At 69.4% G+C, this 21591-nt stretch carries 22 protein-coding genes and 1 riboswitch; of the genes, 10 read left to right on the forward strand and 12 right to left on the reverse strand.

Features of this window, described 5'->3' with window-relative positions; genetic code table 11:
- Positions 1 to 104 precede the first annotated feature (104 nt).
- Entirely contained in the window at positions 105 to 1487 is a 1383-nt protein-coding gene (locus ACIGJO_RS10880) for a serine hydrolase domain-containing protein (RefSeq protein WP_399955233.1), read from the forward strand.
- 106 nt (positions 1488 to 1593) lie between these two features.
- Here ACIGJO_RS10880 and ACIGJO_RS10885 read toward each other — a convergent pair whose 3' ends face one another.
- Positions 1594 to 2046, reverse strand: a complete 453-nt coding sequence (locus ACIGJO_RS10885) for a GNAT family N-acetyltransferase (RefSeq protein WP_399955236.1) — start codon at positions 2044 to 2046, stop codon at positions 1594 to 1596.
- Positions 2047 to 2074: 28 nt separating this feature from the next.
- Entirely contained in the window at positions 2075 to 2533 is a 459-nt protein-coding gene (locus ACIGJO_RS10890; protein ID WP_399955239.1) for a MarR family winged helix-turn-helix transcriptional regulator, read from the reverse strand.
- A gap of 139 nt (positions 2534 to 2672) precedes the next feature.
- Here ACIGJO_RS10890 and ACIGJO_RS10895 point away from each other — a divergent pair, with 139 nt between their 5' ends.
- The gene (locus ACIGJO_RS10895; RefSeq protein ID WP_399955242.1) at positions 2673 to 3884 is read left to right on the forward strand and encodes an MFS transporter; all 1212 of its coding nucleotides are present in this window, start codon (positions 2673 to 2675) and stop codon (positions 3882 to 3884) included.
- Positions 3885 to 3943: 59 nt separating this feature from the next.
- Here the strand turns inward: ACIGJO_RS10895 and ACIGJO_RS10900 are convergent, their stop codons facing one another.
- On the reverse strand, positions 3944 to 4828 hold the full coding sequence (locus ACIGJO_RS10900) for a GNAT family N-acetyltransferase (protein WP_399955245.1): 885 nt from the start codon (positions 4826 to 4828) through the stop codon (positions 3944 to 3946).
- Between the two features lie 5 nt (positions 4829 to 4833).
- A complete protein-coding gene (locus ACIGJO_RS10905; RefSeq protein ID WP_399955248.1) occupies positions 4834 to 5361 on the reverse strand; it encodes a DUF2269 domain-containing protein in 528 nt (175 codons plus the stop codon).
- Positions 5362 to 5419: 58 nt separating this feature from the next.
- Here ACIGJO_RS10905 and ACIGJO_RS10910 point away from each other — a divergent pair, with 58 nt between their 5' ends.
- Positions 5420 to 6781 (forward strand): FAD-binding oxidoreductase, encoded by a 1362-nt coding sequence (locus ACIGJO_RS10910; protein ID WP_399955686.1) that lies wholly within the window; start codon positions 5420 to 5422, stop codon positions 6779 to 6781.
- A gap of 116 nt (positions 6782 to 6897) precedes the next feature.
- Here the strand turns inward: ACIGJO_RS10910 and ACIGJO_RS10915 are convergent, their stop codons facing one another.
- From ACIGJO_RS10915 to ACIGJO_RS10930, 4 genes are all read right to left on the reverse strand, one after another.
- Positions 6898 to 7377, reverse strand: coding sequence for an NUDIX domain-containing protein (locus ACIGJO_RS10915; RefSeq protein WP_399955251.1), 480 nt, complete (start codon positions 7375 to 7377; stop codon positions 6898 to 6900).
- A gap of 52 nt (positions 7378 to 7429) precedes the next feature.
- Positions 7430 to 8326, reverse strand: a complete 897-nt coding sequence (locus ACIGJO_RS10920) for a LysR family transcriptional regulator (protein WP_399955254.1) — start codon at positions 8324 to 8326, stop codon at positions 7430 to 7432.
- A 197-nt stretch (positions 8327 to 8523) separates the two neighbouring features.
- Positions 8524 to 9648 carry a cystathionine gamma-lyase gene (locus tag ACIGJO_RS10925; RefSeq protein ID WP_399955257.1) on the reverse strand — a complete coding sequence of 375 codons (1125 nt, stop codon included), beginning with the start codon at positions 9646 to 9648 and terminating at the stop codon, positions 8524 to 8526.
- A gap of 87 nt (positions 9649 to 9735) precedes the next feature.
- A complete protein-coding gene (locus ACIGJO_RS10930) occupies positions 9736 to 10113 on the reverse strand; it encodes a phage holin family protein (protein ID WP_399955260.1) in 378 nt (125 codons plus the stop codon).
- Positions 10114 to 10182: 69 nt separating this feature from the next.
- Between ACIGJO_RS10930 and ACIGJO_RS10935 the strand changes: the two genes are divergently transcribed.
- The 4 genes from ACIGJO_RS10935 to ACIGJO_RS10950 all read left to right on the forward strand — a co-directional run bounded on the left by ACIGJO_RS10935 (position 10183) and on the right by ACIGJO_RS10950 (position 12435).
- Complete coding sequence (locus tag ACIGJO_RS10935) at positions 10183 to 10500, forward strand: cupin domain-containing protein (protein WP_399955263.1); 318 nt, start codon at positions 10183 to 10185, stop codon at positions 10498 to 10500.
- A 126-nt stretch (positions 10501 to 10626) separates the two neighbouring features.
- Positions 10627 to 10839 carry a DUF5326 family protein gene (locus tag ACIGJO_RS10940; protein ID WP_266927630.1) on the forward strand — a complete coding sequence of 71 codons (213 nt, stop codon included), beginning with the start codon at positions 10627 to 10629 and terminating at the stop codon, positions 10837 to 10839.
- Positions 10840 to 11125: 286 nt separating this feature from the next.
- On the forward strand, positions 11126 to 11896 hold the full coding sequence (locus ACIGJO_RS10945) for an IclR family transcriptional regulator (RefSeq protein WP_399955267.1): 771 nt from the start codon (positions 11126 to 11128) through the stop codon (positions 11894 to 11896).
- A 101-nt stretch (positions 11897 to 11997) separates the two neighbouring features.
- Positions 11998 to 12435: an SsgA family sporulation/cell division regulator gene (locus ACIGJO_RS10950; RefSeq protein ID WP_266922139.1), complete on the forward strand. Its 438-nt coding sequence runs from the start codon at positions 11998 to 12000 to the stop codon at positions 12433 to 12435.
- Between the two features lie 164 nt (positions 12436 to 12599).
- Here ACIGJO_RS10950 and ACIGJO_RS10955 read toward each other — a convergent pair whose 3' ends face one another.
- Positions 12600 to 13931, reverse strand: a complete 1332-nt coding sequence (locus ACIGJO_RS10955) for a YibE/F family protein (protein WP_399955270.1) — start codon at positions 13929 to 13931, stop codon at positions 12600 to 12602.
- Positions 13932 to 14002: 71 nt separating this feature from the next.
- Positions 14003 to 14136, forward strand: a riboswitch (TPP riboswitch).
- On the opposite strand from ACIGJO_RS10955, the gene thiC reads away from it, so the two are divergent.
- The gene (gene thiC / locus ACIGJO_RS10960) at positions 14129 to 15949 is read left to right on the forward strand and encodes a phosphomethylpyrimidine synthase ThiC (protein WP_399955273.1); all 1821 of its coding nucleotides are present in this window, start codon (positions 14129 to 14131) and stop codon (positions 15947 to 15949) included. Its footprint overlaps the riboswitch before it by 8 nt.
- A 324-nt stretch (positions 15950 to 16273) precedes the next feature.
- A complete protein-coding gene (locus ACIGJO_RS10965; RefSeq protein WP_399955276.1) occupies positions 16274 to 16630 on the forward strand; it encodes a DUF805 domain-containing protein in 357 nt (118 codons plus the stop codon).
- A 144-nt stretch (positions 16631 to 16774) separates the two neighbouring features.
- Here ACIGJO_RS10965 and ACIGJO_RS10970 read toward each other — a convergent pair whose 3' ends face one another.
- From ACIGJO_RS10970 to ACIGJO_RS10980, 3 genes are all read right to left on the reverse strand, one after another.
- Entirely contained in the window at positions 16775 to 17626 is an 852-nt protein-coding gene (locus tag ACIGJO_RS10970; RefSeq protein ID WP_399955279.1) for a hypothetical protein, read from the reverse strand.
- Between the two features lie 182 nt (positions 17627 to 17808).
- Positions 17809 to 18882 (reverse strand): metallophosphoesterase, encoded by a 1074-nt coding sequence (locus ACIGJO_RS10975; protein ID WP_399955689.1) that lies wholly within the window; start codon positions 18880 to 18882, stop codon positions 17809 to 17811.
- A gap of 159 nt (positions 18883 to 19041) precedes the next feature.
- Positions 19042 to 20154 (reverse strand): LacI family DNA-binding transcriptional regulator, encoded by a 1113-nt coding sequence (locus tag ACIGJO_RS10980; protein WP_399955283.1) that lies wholly within the window; start codon positions 20152 to 20154, stop codon positions 19042 to 19044.
- Between the two features lie 357 nt (positions 20155 to 20511).
- Here ACIGJO_RS10980 and hisC point away from each other — a divergent pair, with 357 nt between their 5' ends.
- The gene (gene hisC, locus ACIGJO_RS10985; RefSeq protein ID WP_399955286.1) at positions 20512 to 21591 is read left to right on the forward strand and encodes a histidinol-phosphate transaminase; all 1080 of its coding nucleotides are present in this window, start codon (positions 20512 to 20514) and stop codon (positions 21589 to 21591) included.

Consider the following 21591-nt stretch of genomic DNA (forward strand, 5'->3'; position numbering starts at 1 on the left):
GCCGCCCTCCCCCGTGGCCCGTCTGCCCGCCGACCGTCGGCGGGCCCTTCGGCGCCCAGCGAAAAGGGCTCGTCACAGGCCGGGCGGCCGGGTATGTGTGGACCATGACCTCCCCCAGTGAAGAACTGCTCCCCAGCACCCGGCGTGCCCTGCTGCACCGCGCTGCCACCGCGCAGGCCGAAGGGCGTACCCCCTCGCTCGTGGCCGCGGTCCAGCGACAGGGGCAGCCTGTCTGGAGCGGCGCCCGTACCTGTGTCGAAGGGCATGCCCCGGATACCGATACGCAGTTCAGGATCGGCTCGATCACCAAGACGTTCACCGCCGTACTGGTGATGCGGCTGCGCGACGAGGGCCTGATCCATCTGGACGACCCGCTGGAGAAGCACCTTCCCGGCACGGCGGCGGGCGACGTGACCGTCTACCAGCTCCTGGGACACAGTGCGGGGCTGGGGGCCGAGACGCCCAGCCCCTGGTGGGAGCGGACCCCGGGGACCATCCGTCCGGAGCTCGCCGATGTCCTCGGTGAGAAGCCGCGGCCACACCCGGCCGGCCACCGGCACCACTACTCCAACCCCGGCTACACCCTGCTCGGTTCACTGATCGAGGCGGTGCGCGGAGCGTCCTGGGAAGAGGTGCTGCGCCGCGAGATCCTGGAGCCGCTGGGCATGCGGCGTACGTCCGCCCAGCCGCAGGCCCCGCACGCGGGAGGCTGGGCCGTGCACCCCTGGGCCGATGTCCTGATGCCCGAGCAGGTCGAGGACCTCGGTCTGATGGCGCCGGCCGGTCAGCTCTGGTCGACCGCGTCCGATCTCCTCCGGTTCGCCGCGTTTCTCGCGGAGGGGGACGAACAAGTCCTGTGTGCCGCTTCCGTACGGGAGATGCGCGAACCTTCGGCGCCGTCCGAGTCCGGTGACTCGCAGAGCGGTTACGGTCTGGGCGTCCAGATCGCACGGCCGGGCGGCCGTACCCTCATCGGGCACACCGGGTCGCTCCCCGGCTTCCTCGCCGCCCTGTGGTTCAGCGTGGAGGACGACGTCGCCGCTGTCGTGCTCAGCAACGCCACGTCCGGGCCGCCCACCGGTGAAGTGGCCGCCGACCTCGTACGGATCGTCGCCGAGGCGGAGCCGCGGATCCCCGAACCGTGGCGTCCGCTGCCCGGGGTCGACGGGCAGCTGCTGGCCCTGACCGGGCTCTGGTACTGGGGCACCCACACCTTCGTGCTGAAGCTGAACGCTGACCGCGGGCTGGAGCTCCGGCCGCTGCGCGCCACCGGCCGCGGTGCGGCTTTCCGCGCCGAGCGGGACGGAACCTGGACGGGTCTCAGCGGCTACTACGCGGGGGAGACCCTTCGTATCGTTCGCGCCGACGACGGGACGGTGGATCATCTGGACCTGGGCTCGTTCGTCTTCACCCGTGAGCCGTACGACGCGGGGGCGGCCATTCCCGGCGGTGTGGACGAGGGCGGCTGGCGCGGGCTCGGCAGCTGAATCCTGAGGGTGCGTGTTTCACGTGAAACACGCACCCCGTCCGGCCCGAACGGCCGCACCCCGTCCGGCCCGAGCGGCCGCACCCCGTCCCGCCCGAACGGCCCGGTCAGAGCGCCAGCTTGAAGCCCACATGGCTGGCCGTGAAACCGAGCCGCTCGTAGAAGCGGTGCGCGTCGGTACGAGTGACATCCGAGGTCAGCTGCACCAACTGGCATTCCTGACGCCGTGATTCGTCCACCGCCCACTGGATGAGCCGGGTTCCCAGGCCGCTGCCGCGCTCGTCGCCGTGGATACGGACACCCTCGATGATCGAGCGGGTGGCTCCACGCCGGGACAGCCCGGGGACGACGGTCAGTTGCAGGGTCCCGACGACGCGGTCCTCGCGCACGGCCACGACGAGATGCTGGTTCGGGTCCTCGTCCAGCCGCTGGAAAGCGGCCCGGTACGGGGTCGGGTCATCGGGCGATTCGCGCTGGGCGCCCAGCGGGTCGTCGGCGAGCATGGCCACGACGGCCGGGAGGTCCGTGAGGACGGCAGGGCGTATCTCAAGATCACTCATGATCGGCAGAATACGCAGCCCGCCATGGCTACACGGGGACCTTCAGTCCTTCGACCGCCCTGACGAGCGGTGCCAGTCCGGGATTGCCGCCGGCCTCGTCCAGCGCGGTGCGCAGCGCGGTGTCATTGGTGGGCCGGGCCTGGTCGAGCAGGGCGAGACCGGCCTCGGTGACATCGGTGTAGATGCCCCGGCGGTCCGTGTCGCAGAGATACCGGGTCAGCAGTCCGCGGTCCTCCATGCGGGTGACCAGCCGGGTGGTGGCGCTCTGGCTGAGGACGACGGCGTCGGCGACCTGCTTCATCTGGAGATGCCCGCCCGGCCCGTCGTGCTGCCGGCTCAGGACATCCAGCAGCGAGTACTCACGGACGCTGAGGCCGTGGCCGGACTGCAGTGCCCGTTCGATGTGTGCCTCGATCTTCCCGTGGAGCAGAGAGAGCGCGCACCAGCCCTGGGCGAGGGCCGTCAGTGCGGGGTCGTTCGCTGTCATGGGTCTCTCCTCCGTGCGGGAGCTGCGTGCTTACAGGATAGGGGACGTCCGCAATAGCCAGCGTTTGCAAATAAACGGCGTCTGCAATTATTGTGGGCGCTCGTAAGGTGCAGGCGCAATCTCCTGGAAAGGTGAACCCATGCCGCTCGCGCTCCTCGCCCTCGCCATCGGGGCATTCGGTATCGGAACCACCGAGTTCGTGATCATGGGGCTGCTCCCCGAGGTTGCCGCGGATTTCCAGGTATCGATCCCGACCGCGGGATTCCTGGTCACCGGGTACGCACTGGGTGTCGTGCTCGGTGCCCCGCTGATGGCGATGCTCGGCACCCGGATCACCCGTAAACGCATGCTCATGCTCCTGATGGGGCTGTTCATCGTCGGCAACGTGGTGTCCGCCGTCGCTCCCGCCTTCGGTGTCATGCTCGCCGGACGGGTGATCGCCTCGCTCGCACACGGCGCCTTCTTCGGCATCGGGTCGGTCGTCGCGGCCGATCTGGTCGCCCCGCAGAAGAAGGCCGGGGCCATCGCCATGATGTTCACCGGACTCACCGTCGCCAACGTCGTCGGCGTACCTCTGGGCACCTTCATCGGACAGACCGCCGGCTGGCGGACCACGTTCCTCATCGTCGCCGGACTCGGTGTGCTCGGACTCCTCGGAGTGGCGAAGCTCGTACCGGAACAGCCCAGGGCCGAAGGCGTACGTCTCCGGCACGAACTGGCCGCGTTCCGCAATGTGCAGGTCCTGCTCGCGATGGCGATGACCGTCCTGGGCTTCGGCGGAGTCTTCGCCGCGATCACCTACATCACCCCGATGATGACCGAGGCCGCTGGATACTCCGCATCGTCCGTCACCTGGCTGCTGGTCCTCTTCGGGATCGGCATGGTCGGCGGCAACCTGGTCGGCGGCAGGTTCGCCGACCGCCACCTCATGCCGATGCTGTACGTGTCGCTCGGCGCGCTCGCCGTGGTTCTGGGCCTCTTCACCGTGACCGCCCACAGCAAGACCGCCGCGGCCCTCACCATCGTCCTGATCGGCGCCCTGGGCTTCGCGACCGTACCGCCGCTCCAGAAGCGGGTGCTCGACCAGGCGGCGGGCGCACCCACCCTCGCCTCCGCCGTCAACATCGGAGCCTTCAACCTCGGCAACGCCCTGGCCGCCTGGCTCGGCGGCATCGTGATCGCGGCGGGATTCGGATACACCGCGGCCAACTGGGTCGGCGCCGCCCTGGCTGCCTCGGCGCTGGTGCTCGCAGTCGTCTCCGGCACCCTGGAGCGGCGTACGACCGCCCGCAGCCGGATCGTCGCCTCGCACATTCCCGAGCCGGCCGCGGTCGCGGCGGCCCGGGACTGAAACACCCCGGCCACCCGGCCCGACCGACCGGACGGGTGGCACCGTATGACCGCGCGGGGTCAGCCCGTCGCCACGGTCAGCGGGGCGAACCGGCGGGTCCAGTCCCCCGGCAGGTCGTGCCCCCCGTACGTCATCACAGCCGTACGGGAGCCCGGCTCCAGGCCGTGCTCCCCGAACCAGTCCAGCAGCTCCGTGTGGCGCGCGTCGATATCCGCCCGCAGCGGACGGTCCGTCGTCGCGGCCAGCGAGGCGACGAGGGCCTTGGCCGTGGCCGTGTCCCGCGCGATCAGCGGACCGACCACATGTGCGTTCCCGCTGGGCCAGAGCGCCGCGTAACCGACGAGTTCGCCGTCGGCCTCCGCGACCCGGAGCCTGTCGGAGAAGGCCGGCAGCCGGGCGAGCATGGGCGTCCGGTCGGTCCCGAAGACCGTGTGGTCCAGCCGGACCATCGCCCGAAGGTCGTCGGCCGCGGCCGGGCGGGTGGTGACGGACGCCGCAGCCGCCGCACCGTGCGCGTCACCGCGCGGGCGGAAATATCCGCCGACGCGGTTCGACCAGCCCAGGAGCCCGAAGCCGAGCTGCTCGTAGAGAGGCTGTCCCTGAGCCGTCGCGTACAGCGAGAGCGGTGTGCCGCCCGCGGCGTCGATGACATGCTTCATCAGCCTTCGCGCGACGCCCTGTCTGGTGCAGCGCCCGGCGACGAGCAGCATGCCGATGGCGGCGAGCCGGGGCCCGTACGAGGTCACCACGCAGGCTGCCACGAGACCTTTGCCGTCGGGGTCATCGATGCCGTATCCCGTACCGGCGGAGAGCAGCAGACCCCAGCGGGGCTCATCGCGCGGCCAGCCGCGGTCCTCGCAGAGATCGGCGCAGGCGACCAGGTCTGCCCGGGTGAGACGCCTGATGGGCAGTTCGGCGAGCGGCCGGGGCTGTGGGCGGTGCATAGAGGTCAGGCTGTCCGACGCGATGATCGCCCGTCCACCCCTTTGGCGGAACTCGCAGGTCGGCGCGGCCGTCGCCCGCGACGGGTCGGGCCCCATGGCTTGAGCACCGAGACGGCGGTGATGAAGAGATAGGTCGCCGTGGCCACCGCGGGTGCGACGACCAGATCGATGTCCACGGTGCTGCTCGCCGCGGCGTGGTTGATCCCGGGGCGCAGCGAGAAGATCGACAGTCCCGCCGTGATGAGGGTCAGCCAGAACTTCGTCCAGACCCAGCGATGCCGCGCCAGTCCCCAGGCGGTGCCGAGGGCGAGGGCCAGGCCGCTGAGAAGCGCGAGGAGGGCGACGGGGACGACCAGCCAGTCCCCGAAGATCTTCATGGCACGTGTGGCCGCCTCGGCGGTCGTGACGTCACCTGTGAGGAAGGCCGCGAGGGCGAGCGTCAGCAGACCGACGGTGAGGCCGAGCCAGCTCACTGAGACGGCGATATGGACGACGAGGAGACGTCGGCGGGCGGAACGCTTGAGTGGTTTCACGTGAAACACGGTGCCGAACGAGAGGCGTCGGGTCGTCTGCCGAGGGGAGTATCCGTCGATACTGGCCTTGGAGTACGAACCGCTGCCCTCGGCCCCGGGTGTGCGGGGGCTACCCGCACGGCCGTGGGGCAGGAGAGCCTGGACCGTGTCCGCTCGGTCCCGCCCGGTACTCCGCGCCGCGGGTCCGACCATCAGCAGACGTTCGAGGCGAGGCACAGATATGGATGTTCCGGCCAGCTCCACATCGGCCGCCACCACCGGGACACGCGGACCCTCGGCGCCCTCCCCGTCAGCCGACGCGGTCCTGATCCATCGCACCCTCGCCGAGGTCGGTCCCGTCGCGGACCGGGCCACCTCGTACTTCTACGCCCTGCTGTTCGTCCGGCACCCGGAGCTGAGGGACCTGTTCCCGGTGGCGATGGACACCCAGCGCGACCGCCTGTTCCGGGCGATCCTCACCGCTGCCGGCCTGCTGGACGATCAGGCGGCGCTCGTCGGGTACCTCGGTGGGCTGGGGCGCGGCCACCGGAAGTACGGCACGCGCAGCGCGCACTATCCCGCCGTCGGCGAGGCACTGCTGGGAGCCCTCAGCCGCTACGCGCTCACCACCTGGGACGGCGAGACCGAGGCGGCCTGGGTGCGCGCCTACACCGGGATCTCTCAGATCATGATCGACGCGGCCGCCGAGGACGAGAGCCGGGCGCCCGCCTGGTGGCAGGCGGAGGTGGTCTCGCACGACCGGCGAACGTCGGACATCGCGGTGCTCACCGTCCGTCCCGACCAGGCCTATCCGTTCCTCGCCGGTCAGTACACGGCCCTGGAGACGCCCTGGTGGCCGCGAATCTGGCGGCACTACTCGTTCGCGTCGGCACCCCGGACGGACGGGCTGCTCTCGTTCCACGTCAGGGCGGTTCCGGCGGGCTGGGTGTCGAACGCGCTGGTGCACCGCGCCCGGCCGGGCGACATCCTGCGGCTGGGGGCGCCGACGGGTTCGATGACGGTCGACCACAGCACGCACCACGGCCTTCTCTGTGTGGGCGGCGGGACGGGCATCGCCCCCATCAGGGCACTGGTCGAGGATGTCGCCGAATACGGTGACCGGCGTCCGGTCGAGGTCTTCTACGGGGCGCGCAGCGAACGCGACCTCTATGACATCGACACGATGCTGCGCCTCCAGCGGACCCACCCGTGGCTCGCGGTCCACCCCGTGGTGCCCGGGGGCCCGGGGCCGGGGACGGCGGGACTGCTTCCCGAAGCGGTACGGAAGGGCGGTCCATGGAGGGGGTACGAGGCCTATCTGTCCGGCCCGCCGGGCATGATCCGCAGCGGCGTGGATGTGCTCAGGGACATCGGCATGCCCGCCGATCGCATACGCCACGACGCGGTCGAGGAACTGACGGCTGCCGCACCATCCCCCTGAAGCCCTGAAGCCCTGAAGCCCTGAAGCCCTGAAGCCCTGAAGCCCTGAAGCCCTGAAGCCCTGAAGCCCTGAAGCCCTGAAGCCCTGAAGCCCTGTGCCGCGCGACGGCCGGTGCGTCAGCCGAGGTCCGGTGCGTGCATGGCCCGTACGCCCTCGATGTTGCCGTCCAGATAGTGCCGCAGCGACAGCGGTACGAGATGGACCGCCGCGATCCCGACCCTGCTGAACGGCACCCGGACGATCTCGTACGCTCCGCAGGGGTCGTCGATCTCGGGGCCGTGGCGTCGCGAGGGGTCCATCGACTCCAGTCGGCAGACGAAGAAGTGCTGGACCTTCACGCCCGTCACCCCGCCGTCCGCGATGTGCTCGACGGTGTCGACGAAACAGGGCACGACGTCGACGATCTTGGCGCCGAGCTCTTCGTCGACCTCCCGGTGCAGGGCGTCCACCACGGTCGCGTCCTCCGGTTCGACCCCGCCGCCGGGCGTCAGCCAGTACGGATCCACCCCCGGCTTGGTGCGCTTGATGAGGACGAGGTCCTCGCCGTCGAGCAGGATGGCGCGTGCGGTGCGCTTGACCACAGGACGTTCGGTCATGGCAAGAGCGTGGCCCGGGAAACGCGTTCCGAAACTCCCCGGGCCCGCCGGGTCACCAGGCGCTGGCAGCGCGCACCAGCGATTCATGCGCCCGCGCGAGGTGAGGCAGGGCGAGTGTGCCGGTCCGTACGGCGAGGAAGTACGTCCGCAGCGGTGGCACCGGAGGATCGAGCAGGGCCACGACCTCGCCCCGTTCGAGTGCCCGCTCGCAGAGGTAGCGCGGCAGGACGGCGAGCCCGGCACCCGCCACCGCGCACTCCAGGACCGCCCGCAGATCCGGAGCGACGACGGCGGCGGACGCGGCGGGCCGGCTCTCGAAGACGGCGGCCCAGTAGCGGGAGACCAGCGGCAGGCTCTCGTGCACCTCGACCACCGGCAGCTGCTCCAGCACCACGGGGTCCTTGTGGCGCAGCGTCCCGGGTCCCAGCCGTCCGGCCCAGCGCGGTGCGGCCACCAGGACGTGTTCCTCGTCGCAGAGGGCTGTCGAGGTGAGCAGCCCGCCGCGCGGCCGGGCCGTGGTGATGGCCAGGTCATGATGGCCGGCGGCCAGGCCCTCCAGCGTCTCTTCGGCGTTCGGGACGAAGGCGCTGCGCAGTGCGAGGCCCTGCGAGACCAGCGGTGTCAGCGCGGGCAGCGCGCGTACGGAGGTGAACTCCGGCGGGCCGGCCAGATGCAGGGTGCGCACGCCCGATTCCTCGTCGAGCCCGGTTCCGGCGATCTCGATCAGCGCGTCCAGATGGGGCGCCGCCCGGTGGGCGAGTTCGTCGCCGATGCTGGTCGGGGTGACTCCACGGGCCCTGCGCAGGAAGAGGGGGCGGCCCAGCTGCCGTTCCAGGGTGCGTATCTGTGAGGTGACGGCGGGCTGGGAGAGCCCCAGGAGGGCGGCGGCCCGGGTGAAGGAGCCCGCCCGGTGCACGGTGACGAACGTACGGAGCAGGGCCAGGTCCATGCCGTCCCCTCCCAGCCGCGCACCGTGTGGATCCGGACAACGATAGATTTGTCGATAGGTCGCTGTCGCTACTGTGATTGGACACTGACGCAGAGTCAACTAGCCTTGTCCAGACGGTTCTTCGCGCGGAGAACCGGGGCGGTCCGAGCCACGAGGGGGGAGGCTCGGACCGCCGGGCGACGCTTTGGCGCCGGTCCTCAGCGCACCGCCTCGTCCAGCGCCCGCTCCACATCGGCCAGCAGGTCCTCCGGGTCCTCCGCGCCGGCCGAGAAGCGGATGAAGCCCTCCGGTACGGCGTCGCCACCCCAACGGCCCCGGCGTTCGGCGGTGGAGCGCACGCCGCCGAAGCTCGTCGCGTCGTCCACCAGCCGCAGCCCGGCCAGGAAACGCTCGGCGGTCTCCCGGTCGGCCAGCACGAACGAGACCACGGAACCGAAGCGCCGCATCTGCCGCACGGCGTTGGGGTACGAGGGGTCGCCGGGCAGTCCCGGATACCGCAGCCCGGTTACCTCCGGACGCTTGCCCAGGGCCTCGGCGAGCGCGAGAGCGGTGGCGCACTGCCGGTCGATCCGCAGGTGCAGGGTGGCCAGCGAGCGGTGCGCGAGCCAGGCCTCCATGGGTCCCGGGATCGCCCCGACGACCTTGCGCCAGCGCCGTACCCCTGCCGACAGCCGGGGATCACGGCAGGTCACATGGCCGAGGAGAAGGTCGCCGTGTCCGGTCATGCCCTTGGTGTCACTGGCCACCGAGAAATCGGCGCCCAGTTCCAGCGGCCGCTGGCCCAGCGGGGTGGCCAGGGTGTTGTCGACGGCGACCAGCGCGCCCGCCGCGTGCGCGGCAGCGACGAGCCGTCGTACGTCGCAGACATCGAGGCCCGGATTGGACGGGGTCTCGATCCACAGGAGCTTCGCGCCGTCCAGGACGGCGAGCTGGGCATCGCCTCCCGTCGGCGCGGTCCGTACCCCGACGCCGTACGCCTCCAGCTGTTCACGCACCAGCGGAAGCGCCTGGTAGCCGTCGTCCGGCAGCACCACGGTGTCACCCGTGCGCGCCTGGGACAGCAGCACCGCCGAGATGGCCGCCATTCCGGAGGCGAACACCGTGGTCCCGACGTCCTCCCCCGGCGCCTCCAGCTCGCCGATGGCCCGCTCCAGATGGGTCCACGTCGGATTGGAGTCCCGGCCGTAGGTGTACGGGCCGACCGGTTCGCCGGACAGATGGAAGTGTGCGGCGAAGACCGGACCGGGCAGGGTGGGTTCGTACTGCTCCGGTTCGGGAAGCCCCGCCCGTACCGCCCGTGTCCCCTCGCCCATCGTGCTCATGCTGATTCCTCGCTTCTCTCTCCCGGCGTCACCGGTCCGCTCAGCACTGTTCCAGGTCCCCCGGAGCGGGCTTCGGCGGCACCTCGGTCAGTCCTCCTCGGGCAGGACGACGTTGAGTGCCCAGGACACGACAGAGATGATCAGGCCGCCGAGTACGGCAGTCCAGAACCCGTCGACATGGAAACTGAGATCGAACAGGCCGGCCAGCCATGAGGTCAGCATCAGCATGAGGGCATTGACGACCAGGGTGATCAGCCCGAGCGTCAGGATGAACAGCGGGAACGTGAGCAGCTTCACCACGGGCTTGACGAGGAAGTTCACCAGCCCGAAGAGCAGAGCCACCACTATCAGGGTGAGCGCCTTGCGCCCGGTGCTCCCTCCGTCGAGCGTGATGTCCTGGACCAGCCAGATGGCCACGGCCAGCGCGCCCGCGTTCGCGATCGTCTTGACTAGGAAATTCATCATGTGTCTGATCGTGGCAGACACGATCGGTGGCCGACACCGGCATGACAGGTACAAAGGGGCGGACAGGCCATGAAGGCATTCAGACTGGACGAGCTGGAGGCGGAGCGGGCCGCCAACGACGGCGCGTATCTTCAGTTCGTGCGGGAACGCAACATGTCCGTCGGCCTGTACGCGCTGAACGCCGGTGAGCTCGACCCCCAGCAGCCGCACCAGCAGGACGAGGTGTACTTCGTGGTCAGCGGCCGGGCGTCGATCACGGTCGGCATGGAGACGACCCAGGTCGGCCGGGGAAGCGTCGTGTACGTCCCCGCCGGGGTGGCCCACAAGTTCCACCACATCACCGAGGACCTCCGGGTGATGGTGGTTTTCTCCCCGCCCGAGAGCTGAGCCCGGAACCCCGGGTTCCCTAGGGGTTCGATCAGGGGACTCCAAGGGCTGCGGAGCCCCCGCCGGGCCACCTCGCGCCCCTAGCATCGAGGCAGGAACTCACAGAGACGAGGTAGAGCGATGGCCGTGCGGGAGATATTCGCGGGGATGCCGTGGTGGGTGAAGTGGGTCGCGGTGCCCGTCATCGCGATCGTCGTGTTCGGCGGGCTCATCGCCAGCGTGGTCGGGTTCGTCATCGGCCTGCTCTTCAAGGTGCTGGTCTTCGTCGTCCTGGTCGGCGGTGTCGTCTTCATCGTCCGGAAGTTCATGTCGTCGTCCTCGTCGCGCGGCGACTGGTAGGAAGACCTGCGCCGCGCGGCGGCAGGCGCGGCGCAGCTCCGATGAACACGCAGAGCGACGACGGTTAGGCCAGCTGAGCTAAGTCGCCCAGGAAACTGCATCCCGAAACGGGCGGTACGGATACAGTGGGGTACCGCTGCCGCCATCTGGGATGTCACAGTCCGTCACCACCCTGACCAGTGGTTTGTATGACAGTCCGTTTGCCGGACCCCAGGATCGCGGCAGGCCCGTGGGGGCGGCCCCCACGGGAGGGCTGACCGCCCGTCACCATGCCTGGGGGTGACCTTTGACCACGGCAACGAATGCCGCTGTCCCGACACTGATCGGTTCGGTTCAGCGGGCGCTGAGGCTGCTGGAGGCTGTGGGCACCCATCGGGACGGGGCACCAGCGAAGCAGCTCGCGCGGGAGGCGGGCCTTCCGCTTCCCACCGCGTACCACCTGTTGCGCACCCTGACCCATGAGGGCTATCTCCGCAGGGAGAAAGGCGTTTTCGTCTTCGGCGCGGCCGCCGAGAAGCTGACCGGGCTGCAGGCGGTGCAGAATCGTCGCAGCTCCGTCAGTGACTCGCTGGCGCATCTGCGCGATGTCATCGGTGCCCCGGTCTACTGCGCCGTCTACCGCGAGGGTGAGGTCGAACTCATCGCCGTCGCGGACACCCCGGCCGCTCCCGCCGTGAACGAGTGGGCCTCGTTCCGGGAGACGGGGCACGCACACGCGATCGGCCAGTGTCTGCTGAGCCAGCTGGACGAGAAGGCCCGCGAGGAACATCTCGACCGCCATCCGGTCCAACCGCTCACCCGTTACTCAGTGCGAGATCGTGAGTCGCTTCTTGAGCGATTCAGAACGATGGAGCGTACGGAACCTGTCATCGAGCGACAGGAGTACGCACTGGGCACGGTGTGCGCCGCCATCCCCATCACCGCAGGTTCCACGGTCGCCGCAGTGGCCATTTCCTTACCCCTTGACCAGGCGGATCGGTTGCTCCCCGCAGTCGAACAGCTACGTGGCGAAGTGACGAGCCTCTTGCGTTCGTTCGTGTTCTCTATCAGTATCTGAAAAATCACTCCTTGTGATCTGCTATCGCGTGCACCACGATGGCGTCAATAGGGTCAGGGGGGATCATTCCTGGCCAGTTTCATCTACTGCGGGGTTGAACGATGCGCGAGTCGGTTCAAGCAGAGGTCATGATGAGCTTCCTCGTCTCCGAGGAGCTGTCTTTCCGAATTCCGGTGGAGCTTCGCTACGAGGTCGGTGATCCGTACGCGATCCGAATGACGTTCCACTTGCCCGGCGACGCCCCTGTGACCTGGGCGTTCGGCCGTGAGTTGCTGTTGGACGGTCTGAACAGTCCCAGTGGGGACGGTGATGTGCACATCGGGCCGACGGAGCCCGAAGGGCTGAGCGATGTGCACATCCGTTTGCAGGTCGGCGCGGACCGCGCCTTGTTCCGGGCCGGTACGGCGCCCCTCGTGGCGTTTCTCGACCGGACGGACAAGCTGGTGCCGCTGGGGCAGGAACACACGCTGGGTGACTTCGACGGAAACCTCGAAGAGGCGCTCGGCCGGATCCTCGCCGAGGAGCAGAACGCCGGTTGATACGGACAGGTCCCTTGCCGGTTCAGGAGAGCGGCTCGACGCCTGCCGAGGGGCGGCGCGGCGTCCGCGGGGAGAAATGGGGTGGTTGTCGCCGGCAGGGGCGAGGTGCCGGTTGAAGCGCGGTTGAGTGCCGGTCGAGCGGGTGGTACGCCGGTCGTTCGCGGTCATGCCTTGCGACGACGGCCTCTCCCGGTCCGTACGGGTGCAGGAGCTCCGGCTTCCGCGCCGAGCCCTGTGCGGTCCGCGGAGACGACCAGAGCGGCGAGCACCGTGGTCACCGGTACCGAGGCGACCAGTCCGATCGATCCGACCAGCGTCCGGACGATCTCCACAGCGACCAGCTCGCTGTTGGCGACCGATCCCACACTGCTCTGGGCGATGGTGAAGAGCAGCAGCAGCGGCAGTGCCGCGCCCGCGTAGGCGAGCACCAGGGTGTTGACGACCGAGGCGATGTGGTCCCTTCCGATACGGATCCCTGCCCGGTACAGCGCCCGCCAACCCATCCGCGGGTCCGCCTGATGCAATTCCCAGACGGCCGAGGTCTGGGTGACGGTCACGTCGTCGAGCACGCCGAGCGAGCCGATGATGATCCCGGCGAGCAGCAGGCCGCTCATGTCGATCTCCGGGTACAGGCCGTGGATGAGGCCGGTGTTGTCGTCGGTGTTGCCCGTCAGGCTCGCCCAGCCGATGAAGAGCGAGCCGAGCAGCCCGATCAGCAGCAGTGAGATCAGTGTGCCGATGACCGCGACGGACGTACGGGCCGTCAGCCCGTGGCACATGTAGAGGGCCGCCAGCATGATGGCGCTGGCCCCGATCACCGCGACGACCAGCGGATTCGACCCCTGAAGGATCGCGGGCAGGATGAACAGGGTCAGTACGGCGAAGGACACGGCGAGCGCCACCAGTGCCATCACCCCGCGCAGCCTTCCCACGACGACGACCGCGAGGGCGAAGATCCCGGCGAGCAGAGCCATCGGGACCGTCCGGTCCACATCGATGACCGAGTACTGGAGGTCGTGCGGCGCGTCGGGCGCGTACGCCACGACCACGCCCTGTCCCTCACGCAGCTGCCGGGGGGCGTCGGGCTGGATCACCTCGACGAACTTCCGGCCCTTGTCGTTGCCGGTGGTCACCTCGATCGTGGCCTTCTCGCACTGCCCCGACTGCTCGTTGACCGCTTCCCGTCCGGACGGAGTGGAGGTGCCCCCGGTCGGCGGCACCTGTGCGGCGTTGACGTCCTTGCAGTCGACCTTGTCGACCTGCACCACTGTGCCTTCCTGGGTCTGCCGGTCGAAGCCGACGCCGGTGCGCTCGTGCGCCGGGACGCCGCCGGGCCAGAAGGCCACGAGACCGACCACGACCGCGGTGGCGAAGGGGATCAGTACGGCCGCGATGACCTTGCGCAGATGCTTGGAGACGGGCGCGGCGGGGCCGTGACTGTGCGAGTGGCCATGTGCGTGGCCCTGGGATGCGGGGTCGCTTTGGGGGGAAGTCACGGGGCGATCATCGCAAGAACGGGAGGGGGCCTCTGGTCAGCTCGCCACGAAGGGCGCTAGCGTGGTGGCACCTTTGCACACGCGGGAGCTCGGAGCACCGGGCTGAGAGGACGCTGATCTCCGTACATCTGTACGGGACATGCTGCGTCGACCGCCGAACCTGTTACCGGGTAATGCCGGCGTAGGGAGTAGGTCTCATGACCACATCGGACGCACGCACGCCTGCCTCGAAGCGGAATGACCAGGAAGCGCAGAATGTGCGCGTCGGTCAGGGCGCACCGGACGACGAGGCCGGGAAGTCCATCGGCTGGCACAAGGGATACGTCCAGGGCTCACGCCCGGACCTCCGGGTGCCGGTCCGCCAGGTGCACCTCACCAACGGCAACGACGTGACGCTGTACGACACATCGGGGCCGTACACCGATCCGTCCGTCGACACCGATGTCCGCCGCGGGCTCGCACCGCTGCGGGAGAACTGGATCACCGCCCGCGGCGACACCGAGGAGTACGCGGGCCGTCCGGCCCGCCCCGAGGACGACGGGCTCAAGCACACCTCGCCGCGTGGCGGGCTGCGCAACCTCGACGCCGTCTTCCCGGGCCGGCCGCGCCAGCCGCGCCGCAGCCGGGACGGACGGCCCGTCACCCAGCTCGCGTACGCCCGGCGGGGTGAGATCACTCCCGAGATGGAATTCGTCGCGATCCGGGAGAACGTCGAGCCCGAGGTCGTGCGCCAGGAGATCGCCGAGGGCCGGGCCGTGCTGCCCGCCAACGTCAATCACCCGGAGACAGAGCCGATGATCATCGGCAAGCGGTTCCTGGTGAAGGTCAACGCCAACATCGGCAACTCGGCGGTCACCTCCTCGATCGAGGAGGAGGTGGACAAGATGACCTGGGCCACCCAGTGGGGCGCCGACACGGTCATGGATCTCTCCACCGGGCGCAACATCCACACCACCCGTGAGTGGGTGCTGCGCAACTCCCCGGTGCCGATCGGCACCGTCCCGCTCTACCAGGCCCTGGAGAAGGTCGACGGCAGGGCGGAGGAGCTGACCTGGGAGATCTACAAGGACACCGTCATCGAGCAGGCCGAGCAGGGCGTCGACTACATGACGGTGCACGCCGGCGTGCGTCTGCCGTACGTCCCGCTGACCGCCCGCCGCAAGACCGGCATCGTCTCCCGGGGCGGATCGATCATGGCGGCCTGGTGTCTCGCGCACCACAAGGAGTCGTTCCTGTACGAGCGCTTCGAGGAACTGTGCGAGATCCTCGCGACGTACGACGTGACGTACTCGCTGGGCGACGGTCTGCGCCCCGGCTCGATCGCCGACGCCAACGACGAGGCGCAGTTCGCCGAACTGCGCACGCTGGGCGAGCTGAACACGATCGCCAAGCGGTTCGGTGTGCAGACGATGATCGAGGGGCCGGGCCATGTCCCGATGCACAAGATCAAGGAGAACATCGACCTTCAGCAGGAGATCTGCGAGGAGGCGCCGTTCTACACGCTCGGCCCGCTGACCACCGATGTCGCCCCGGCGTACGACCACATCACCTCCGGTATCGGTGCGGCGATGATCGCCTGGTGGGGCACGGCGATGCTCTGCTACGTCACGCCCAAGGAGCACCTGGGGCTGCCCAACCGGGACGATGTGAAGACCGGCGTGATCACCTACAAGATCGCCGCCCATGCGGCGGACCTCGCCAAGGGGCACCCGGGGGCGCAGGACTGGGACGACGCGCTGTCGGACGCGCGCTTCGAGTTCCGCTGGGAGGACCAGTTCAATCTGGCCCTCGACCCGGTCACGGCGCGGGAGTTCCACGACGAGACACTGCCCGCCGAGCCGGCCAAGACGGCGCACTTCTGCTCGATGTGCGGGCCGAAATTCTGCTCGATGAAGATCTCACAGGACATCCGGCGTGAGCACGGGGGCTTGCGGACGGAGATCGAGGCGGGGATGGCGGAGAAGTCGAAGGAGTTCGCCGCGGCCGGAAACCGGGTCTATCTGCCGATCGCGGACTGACGGCCGGCCGGGCCTCCGACGGCGTATCGAGGGCATGAACGGCGCTGTTCCGGGCGGGTCTTCCGCCGGGAGCGGCGCCGTGCTCCGTGTGCGAAGGACGGCAACGTTTGTCTTGTACGCGCCATTTGAGCCGGTCGGTGGCCATCCGGCCCGGTTTTTCATGCAGGTTGAGCGACGGTATGGACACGGTAGTGCTGCAGCTGGATGTACGTTCCGCCGAGGGTCCACCAGAGCTTGACCGTCTCCTTATCTGTGCCTTACTTTCCGGCATGCCTGGCCGAAAAATGTGAGCCCTCGCACGGGGGGCCCGGGGAGGGAATCACCATGAACTGGTACCTGGACGTACTCAAGAACTACGCAGGCTTCAGCGGTCGCGCACGCCGCAAGGAGTACTGGATGTTCGTGCTCTTCAACATCATCGCGGCCGTGATCCTGATGGCCATCGGTGCGGCGATAGGCACGCAGGTCCCGTACTACATCTACATCGTCGCCGTCATCGTCCCGTCGCTCGCCGTCATCGTGCGCCGTCTGCACGACACCGGCCGCTCGGGCTGGTGGATCCTGATCTCGCTCGTCCCGCTGGTCGGCGGCATCATCCTGCTCGTCTTCCTGGCCACCGAGGGCAAGTACGAGGCGAACGAGTACGGCGCCAACCCGAAGCTGTCGCCGCAGGGCGTCTGATTCTCACCGCTCCGGCGCCGTGACGGGCCGGAGCACCGCACGGGCCGGGTGCAGCGCGAGCTGCCCCGGCCTTTGCCGTGTCCGAGGGCCGGGGACCGCCCGCGCGAGGATTCCGCGTGCGCGGGGACTCCGCGCGCAGGAGCGTTACTTCGGCTGGTGCTCGGGGCCGCCGAAGTCCGGACTGGTGAAATCCGGGCTCGTGAACGTCGGCCTCGGACCCGCTGCGGGGCCGCCCTCCGGACCGGAGAAGTCCGGGCTGCTGTAGCCGATCCTGGGGATGCGGTTCGGGGAGCGGTACGGGGTCCGTGCCGCGGGTCCGGCCGTGGGGTCGTCCAGGGCGTCCCGCAGGAACGGCAGGATGCCGCGCTCCAGCAGGGCATGGCGCCAGGCCTCCCGGGCCCGTGCGATCTCTTCCGGAAGCTCCTGTTCCTCGTTCTCGGCGGAGAGCGAGGTCGCCCCGTTGCGCAGAGCCGTGATCAGCAGCCCCACGGCGGCGACGAGGATGGCCGCCGCGGCGGCGGCCGCGAAGAACCAGCCGGCCGTGACCATCGTGCCGGCGAAGGCGAGGGACGGGCTGACGGCCTTGAGCAGATAGCCGAGCAGCAGGAAGATCGCGGCCGCAGTGCCCGCCAGGACCGGGGCCAGGACCGTGACGACCGCGCCTATGCCCGCGCCCGTACGCGCGGCCCCGTCCGGCCCCGCGTCACCGGGGGCGGGGCCCTGGCCCTGCTCGTCGTCCGGGTCCTGGTCCGCCGCGCCGGTGGGCCTGCGCAGCTCACCGCGGGCGCGCACATAGTGGTCGTACTCGGTGGCGGCGGCCCCGGTGATCAGGTCCGTCGCGTTCAGTGCCATGGTGCGCAGCTGTTCCGTGTTGAGACGGTCCCCGACGCCGTCCAGATCCGGGCGTTCATGAGCATGGCGCAGTGCGTCGCCCAGGATCCGCTCGTACTCGGGTCGGTCCTCGGCCAGCAGGTGCGGAGCGCTGTTCATGTGCATCCCCCGATGCTCCGTAGGGCCTGACTGCCCGCGTGGACCGGGCGTTCGGGCGGAAACGGAGGAGAGCCTGCTACTGATACGCCGATGGTAGAGCGCCCACGGCACGGGGTGACAGGGGGTTTCCGTAAATAGGCCCGGTGATCGGAGCAGTCAGGTCGATGATGCGTCTTCCCCGGCAGCCGTCAGTCATGCAGGGGGAGTTGGACCACCAATAGCTTTCCGGCCATGGTCACTCCGCCGTCCATGGCGATGGCGAGCCCGTCCGCGTACACATGCGGACCGGTCACGAGCGGACCCGCGCCGTTCTCGCCGTCCTCCGAGCCGACCTCGCCGAGCAGATAGGGAATGGGACTGTGACCATGGACGACGCGCTGTCCGCCGTACGTCGACATCAGCTCCCGCACCGCCTGCGCACCGCCCTCGTCGCGGAAGGCGAACCGCTTGGTGAGCTTGCGGAAGAGGTCCCAGCACTCGTCGGCGTCGTTGCGCGTGAGAATGGCGTGGACCGTGTCGTTGACGTCCTCGATGGTGGACCCGTAGTCGAGGTAGGCCGTCGTGTCGGAGTGCATCAGCAGATGCCCGTCCTCCTCGACGACCGCGTCGAGCCGGGACATCCACTGGAGGTGGACGTCCTGGAGCCGCTCCATGTCGGTCTTCTGTCCGCCGTTGAGCAGCCAGGCCGCCTGGAAGGTGGCGGTGCCGGCTCCGGAGTTGACCGGGGTGTCGGCGAACCGCTTGGCGCCGATCAGCAGGAGCTCGTGGTTGCCCATCAGCGCCTTGCAGTAGCCGCCGGCGGCCGCGGCCTCGGCGGAGAGCCGCATGACGAGGTCGATGACGCCGATGCCGTCGGGCCCGCGGTCGGTGAAGTCGCCGAGGAACCACAGCCGGGCGTTGCCCGCGGTCCAGTTGCCGTCGGCGTCGACGAGACCCTGTTCGGCGAGGGCGGCCAGCAGCTCGTCCAGATAGCCGTGGACGTCCCCGACGACGTACAGCGGGCCGCGCTCCGACTCCGCGGCACTCCGCGGGACCGGGGTGGCCCGCACCTGGACCGTGTCACCGCGGTTGATGACGGGAAGGTCGCGCTCGGTGGGCGTGTAGCCCTCCGGCGGCTCCTCGCCCACCACGGCGTTGCCGGGATGCGGTGGGTGCGGGGGCACGGGTGTCCGCGCGTACGGAGGTACGCGGAAGTCGCGCAACGTCGCCGTCCGCACTACGGGTTCCTGACCGGCCCCCTGAGTCATCGACCCCTCCACCACCGTCGCGCCGCCGTACACCTGACGGGCCGTGCCTGGTAGAGGTGGTCCGCGGTGTCGTGCGCCCATCATAGGAATGCGGATCGTGCTGTGTGACGCACCAGGGGTGGTGAATCCGGGCGCACTCACGGTTCACCCGCCGTTTGGTCCGAAATAGTACGATCAGTCCCCGCTCGGAGATCGTGGCGCGCTGACCGTGGTGCGGGGCGGACGGCGTTGCGAGGAGGTCCGGACGATGAGCTCCGTCGGTATCACCTGCTCCACCGGACCGTCGTGCTCGACGCCTTCGATGGCGTCGATGAGAAGCTGGACGACCGCTGTGCCGATGCGGCGCGGCTTGAGCGAGAGTGTCGTGATGGGCGGTTCGGTGCTCGCGTACACCGTGGATTCGCTGCAGCAGACCAGCAGCAGGTCCTCCGGGACCCGCAGACCGTAGCGGCGGGCGGCCGCCAGCAGATCGGTCCCGTTGGGGTCGAAGAGCCCGTACACGGCGTCCGGCCGGTCCGGGCGGGCGAGGAGGCGGTCGGCGGCGACCGCGCCCGCGCAGGGGTCGTGGGCCGGGTAGGACTCGTAGACCGGGTCCTGGCCCACCCGCTCGCACCAGTGGAGATACGCGGTGGTGGACAGCCGGGTGTACGTGTCGGTGGTGGTGCCGGTCAGCAGGCCGATGCGGCGCGCCCCGGCGGCGGCGAGATGGTCCAGGAGGTCGAGCACGGCGGCCCGGTGGTCGTTGTCGACCCAGGCGGTGACCGGAAGCGTGCCGGCCGGGCGGCCGTCCGAGACGACGGGCAGGCCCTGGCGTACGAGTTCGGTGACGACCGGGTCCTGGTCGGAGGGGTCGATGACGACGGTGCCGTCGAGCGCGACGTTCGACCAGACGTCGTGGCGGGAGGTGGCGGGGAGGATGACGAGGGCGTACCCGCGGTCGAGGGCCGCGGAGGTCGCGGCTCTGGCCATCTCCGCGAAGTACGCGAATTCGGTGAAGGTGAAAGGTTCATTCCCGTACGTGGTCACGGTCAGGCCGATCAGGCCGGATCTGCCCGTACGGAGGGTTCGGGCCGCGGCCGACGGGCGGTAGCCCAGGCGCTCTGCGACCTCGCGGACATGGCGGCGGGTGGCTTCCGGGAGCCTGCCCTTGCCGTTGAGCGCGTCGGAGACGGTCGTGATCGAGACCCCGGCCGCGGCGGCCACATCACGGATCCCCGCCCGTCCCGGCCGGCCGTTGCGCCGGGGTGTCTCCGTCCGGCTCACCTGGTGCTTCCCTGCTGCTGTCATGGCGAGCCGATAGTAGGGCTCCGGAGGGCGGTCGGTCCGGTCGCATATGCACGCGTTGACAGGCACGTTTCTGCATGGTCATCCGTAACCAAATACCTTGCAAATCAAGGGTGTTGGCCGCCTGGGCGTAAGTGTGTCATGCGTGGACCGGCGTGGGCCTCATAAATGTTCGATGTTTCGAAGAGGTCTCAACTCACCTCTTCGGGGGACGCGCGCCACGGAGTGAGCCACCGGCGCGCGCCGGGACGGGAAATGCTCCCCCCGGGAAACGATTCCCTGCTCCGCCATTCGCAGCGGCGCCCAATCCTCATAAGGTGAGCAGTATTGATCCGTACTGATGGCCTAGGAGGACCTGCGGTGAGCGAGACGAGCCCCAAGCTGCGTGCTGAGCTGGACGGTGTTCCCGCCTATGTGCCGGGCAAGCCGGCCGCTGCGGACGGACCGGTCGCCTTCAAGCTGTCCTCCAACGAGAATCCGTACCCGCCGCTGCCCGGTGTGCTGGAGTCCACCCTGGCCGCGGCCGAGCGGTTCAACCGGTACCCGGACATGGCGTGCACCGGCCTGATGAACGAGCTGGCGAACCGTTTCGGTGTCCCGCTCTCGCACCTGGCCACGGGCACGGGGTCGGTCGGTGTGGCGCAGCAGCTGCTCCAGGCCACCTCGGGCCCCGGCGACGAGGTCATCTACGCCTGGCGCTCGTTCGAGGCGTACCCGATCATCACCCAGGTCAGCGGGGCGACCTCGGTGAAGGTGCCGTTGACCGACGGTGAGGTGCACGACCTCGACGCGATGGCGGACGCGATCACCGACCGGACCCGGCTGATCTTCGTCTGCAACCCGAACAACCCGACCGGCACCGCCGTGCGCAGGGCCGAGCTGGAACGGTTCCTCGACCGGGTGCCGGGCGATGTGCTCGTGGTCCTCGACGAGGCGTACAAGGAGTTCGTCCGTGATGTCGAGGTGCCGGACGGCATCGAGATCTACCGGGACCGGCCCAATGTGGCCGTGCTGCGGACCTTCTCCAAGGCGTACGGCCTCGCGGGGCTCAGGGTCGGGTTCGCGGTGGCCCATGAGCCGGTGGCCGCCGCGCTGCGGAAGACGGCTGTCCCGTTCGGCGTCAGCCAGCTCGCGCAGGACGCCGCGGTCGCCTCGCTCCGCGCCGAGGACGAACTGCTGGGGCGGGTCGGCACTCTGGTCGGCGAGCGCGCCAGGGTGTACGAGGGGCTGGTGGGGCAGGGGTGGACCGTTCCGGAGTCCCAGGCCAACTTCGTCTGGCTGCGGCTCGGTGAGCGCACGGTCGACTTCGCCGCGGCCTGTGAGCGGGCCGGTGTGGTCGTGCGCCCGTTCGCGGGCGAGGGGGTGCGGGTCACAGTCGGCGAGAGCGAGGCGAACGACCTGTTCCTGAAGGTCGCGGAGGAGTACCGCAGCCGGCTGTAG

It is taken from the genome of Streptomyces sp. NPDC079020, assembly GCF_044542225.1.
In the GTDB taxonomy this organism is placed as follows: domain Bacteria; phylum Actinomycetota; class Actinomycetes; order Streptomycetales; family Streptomycetaceae; genus Streptomyces.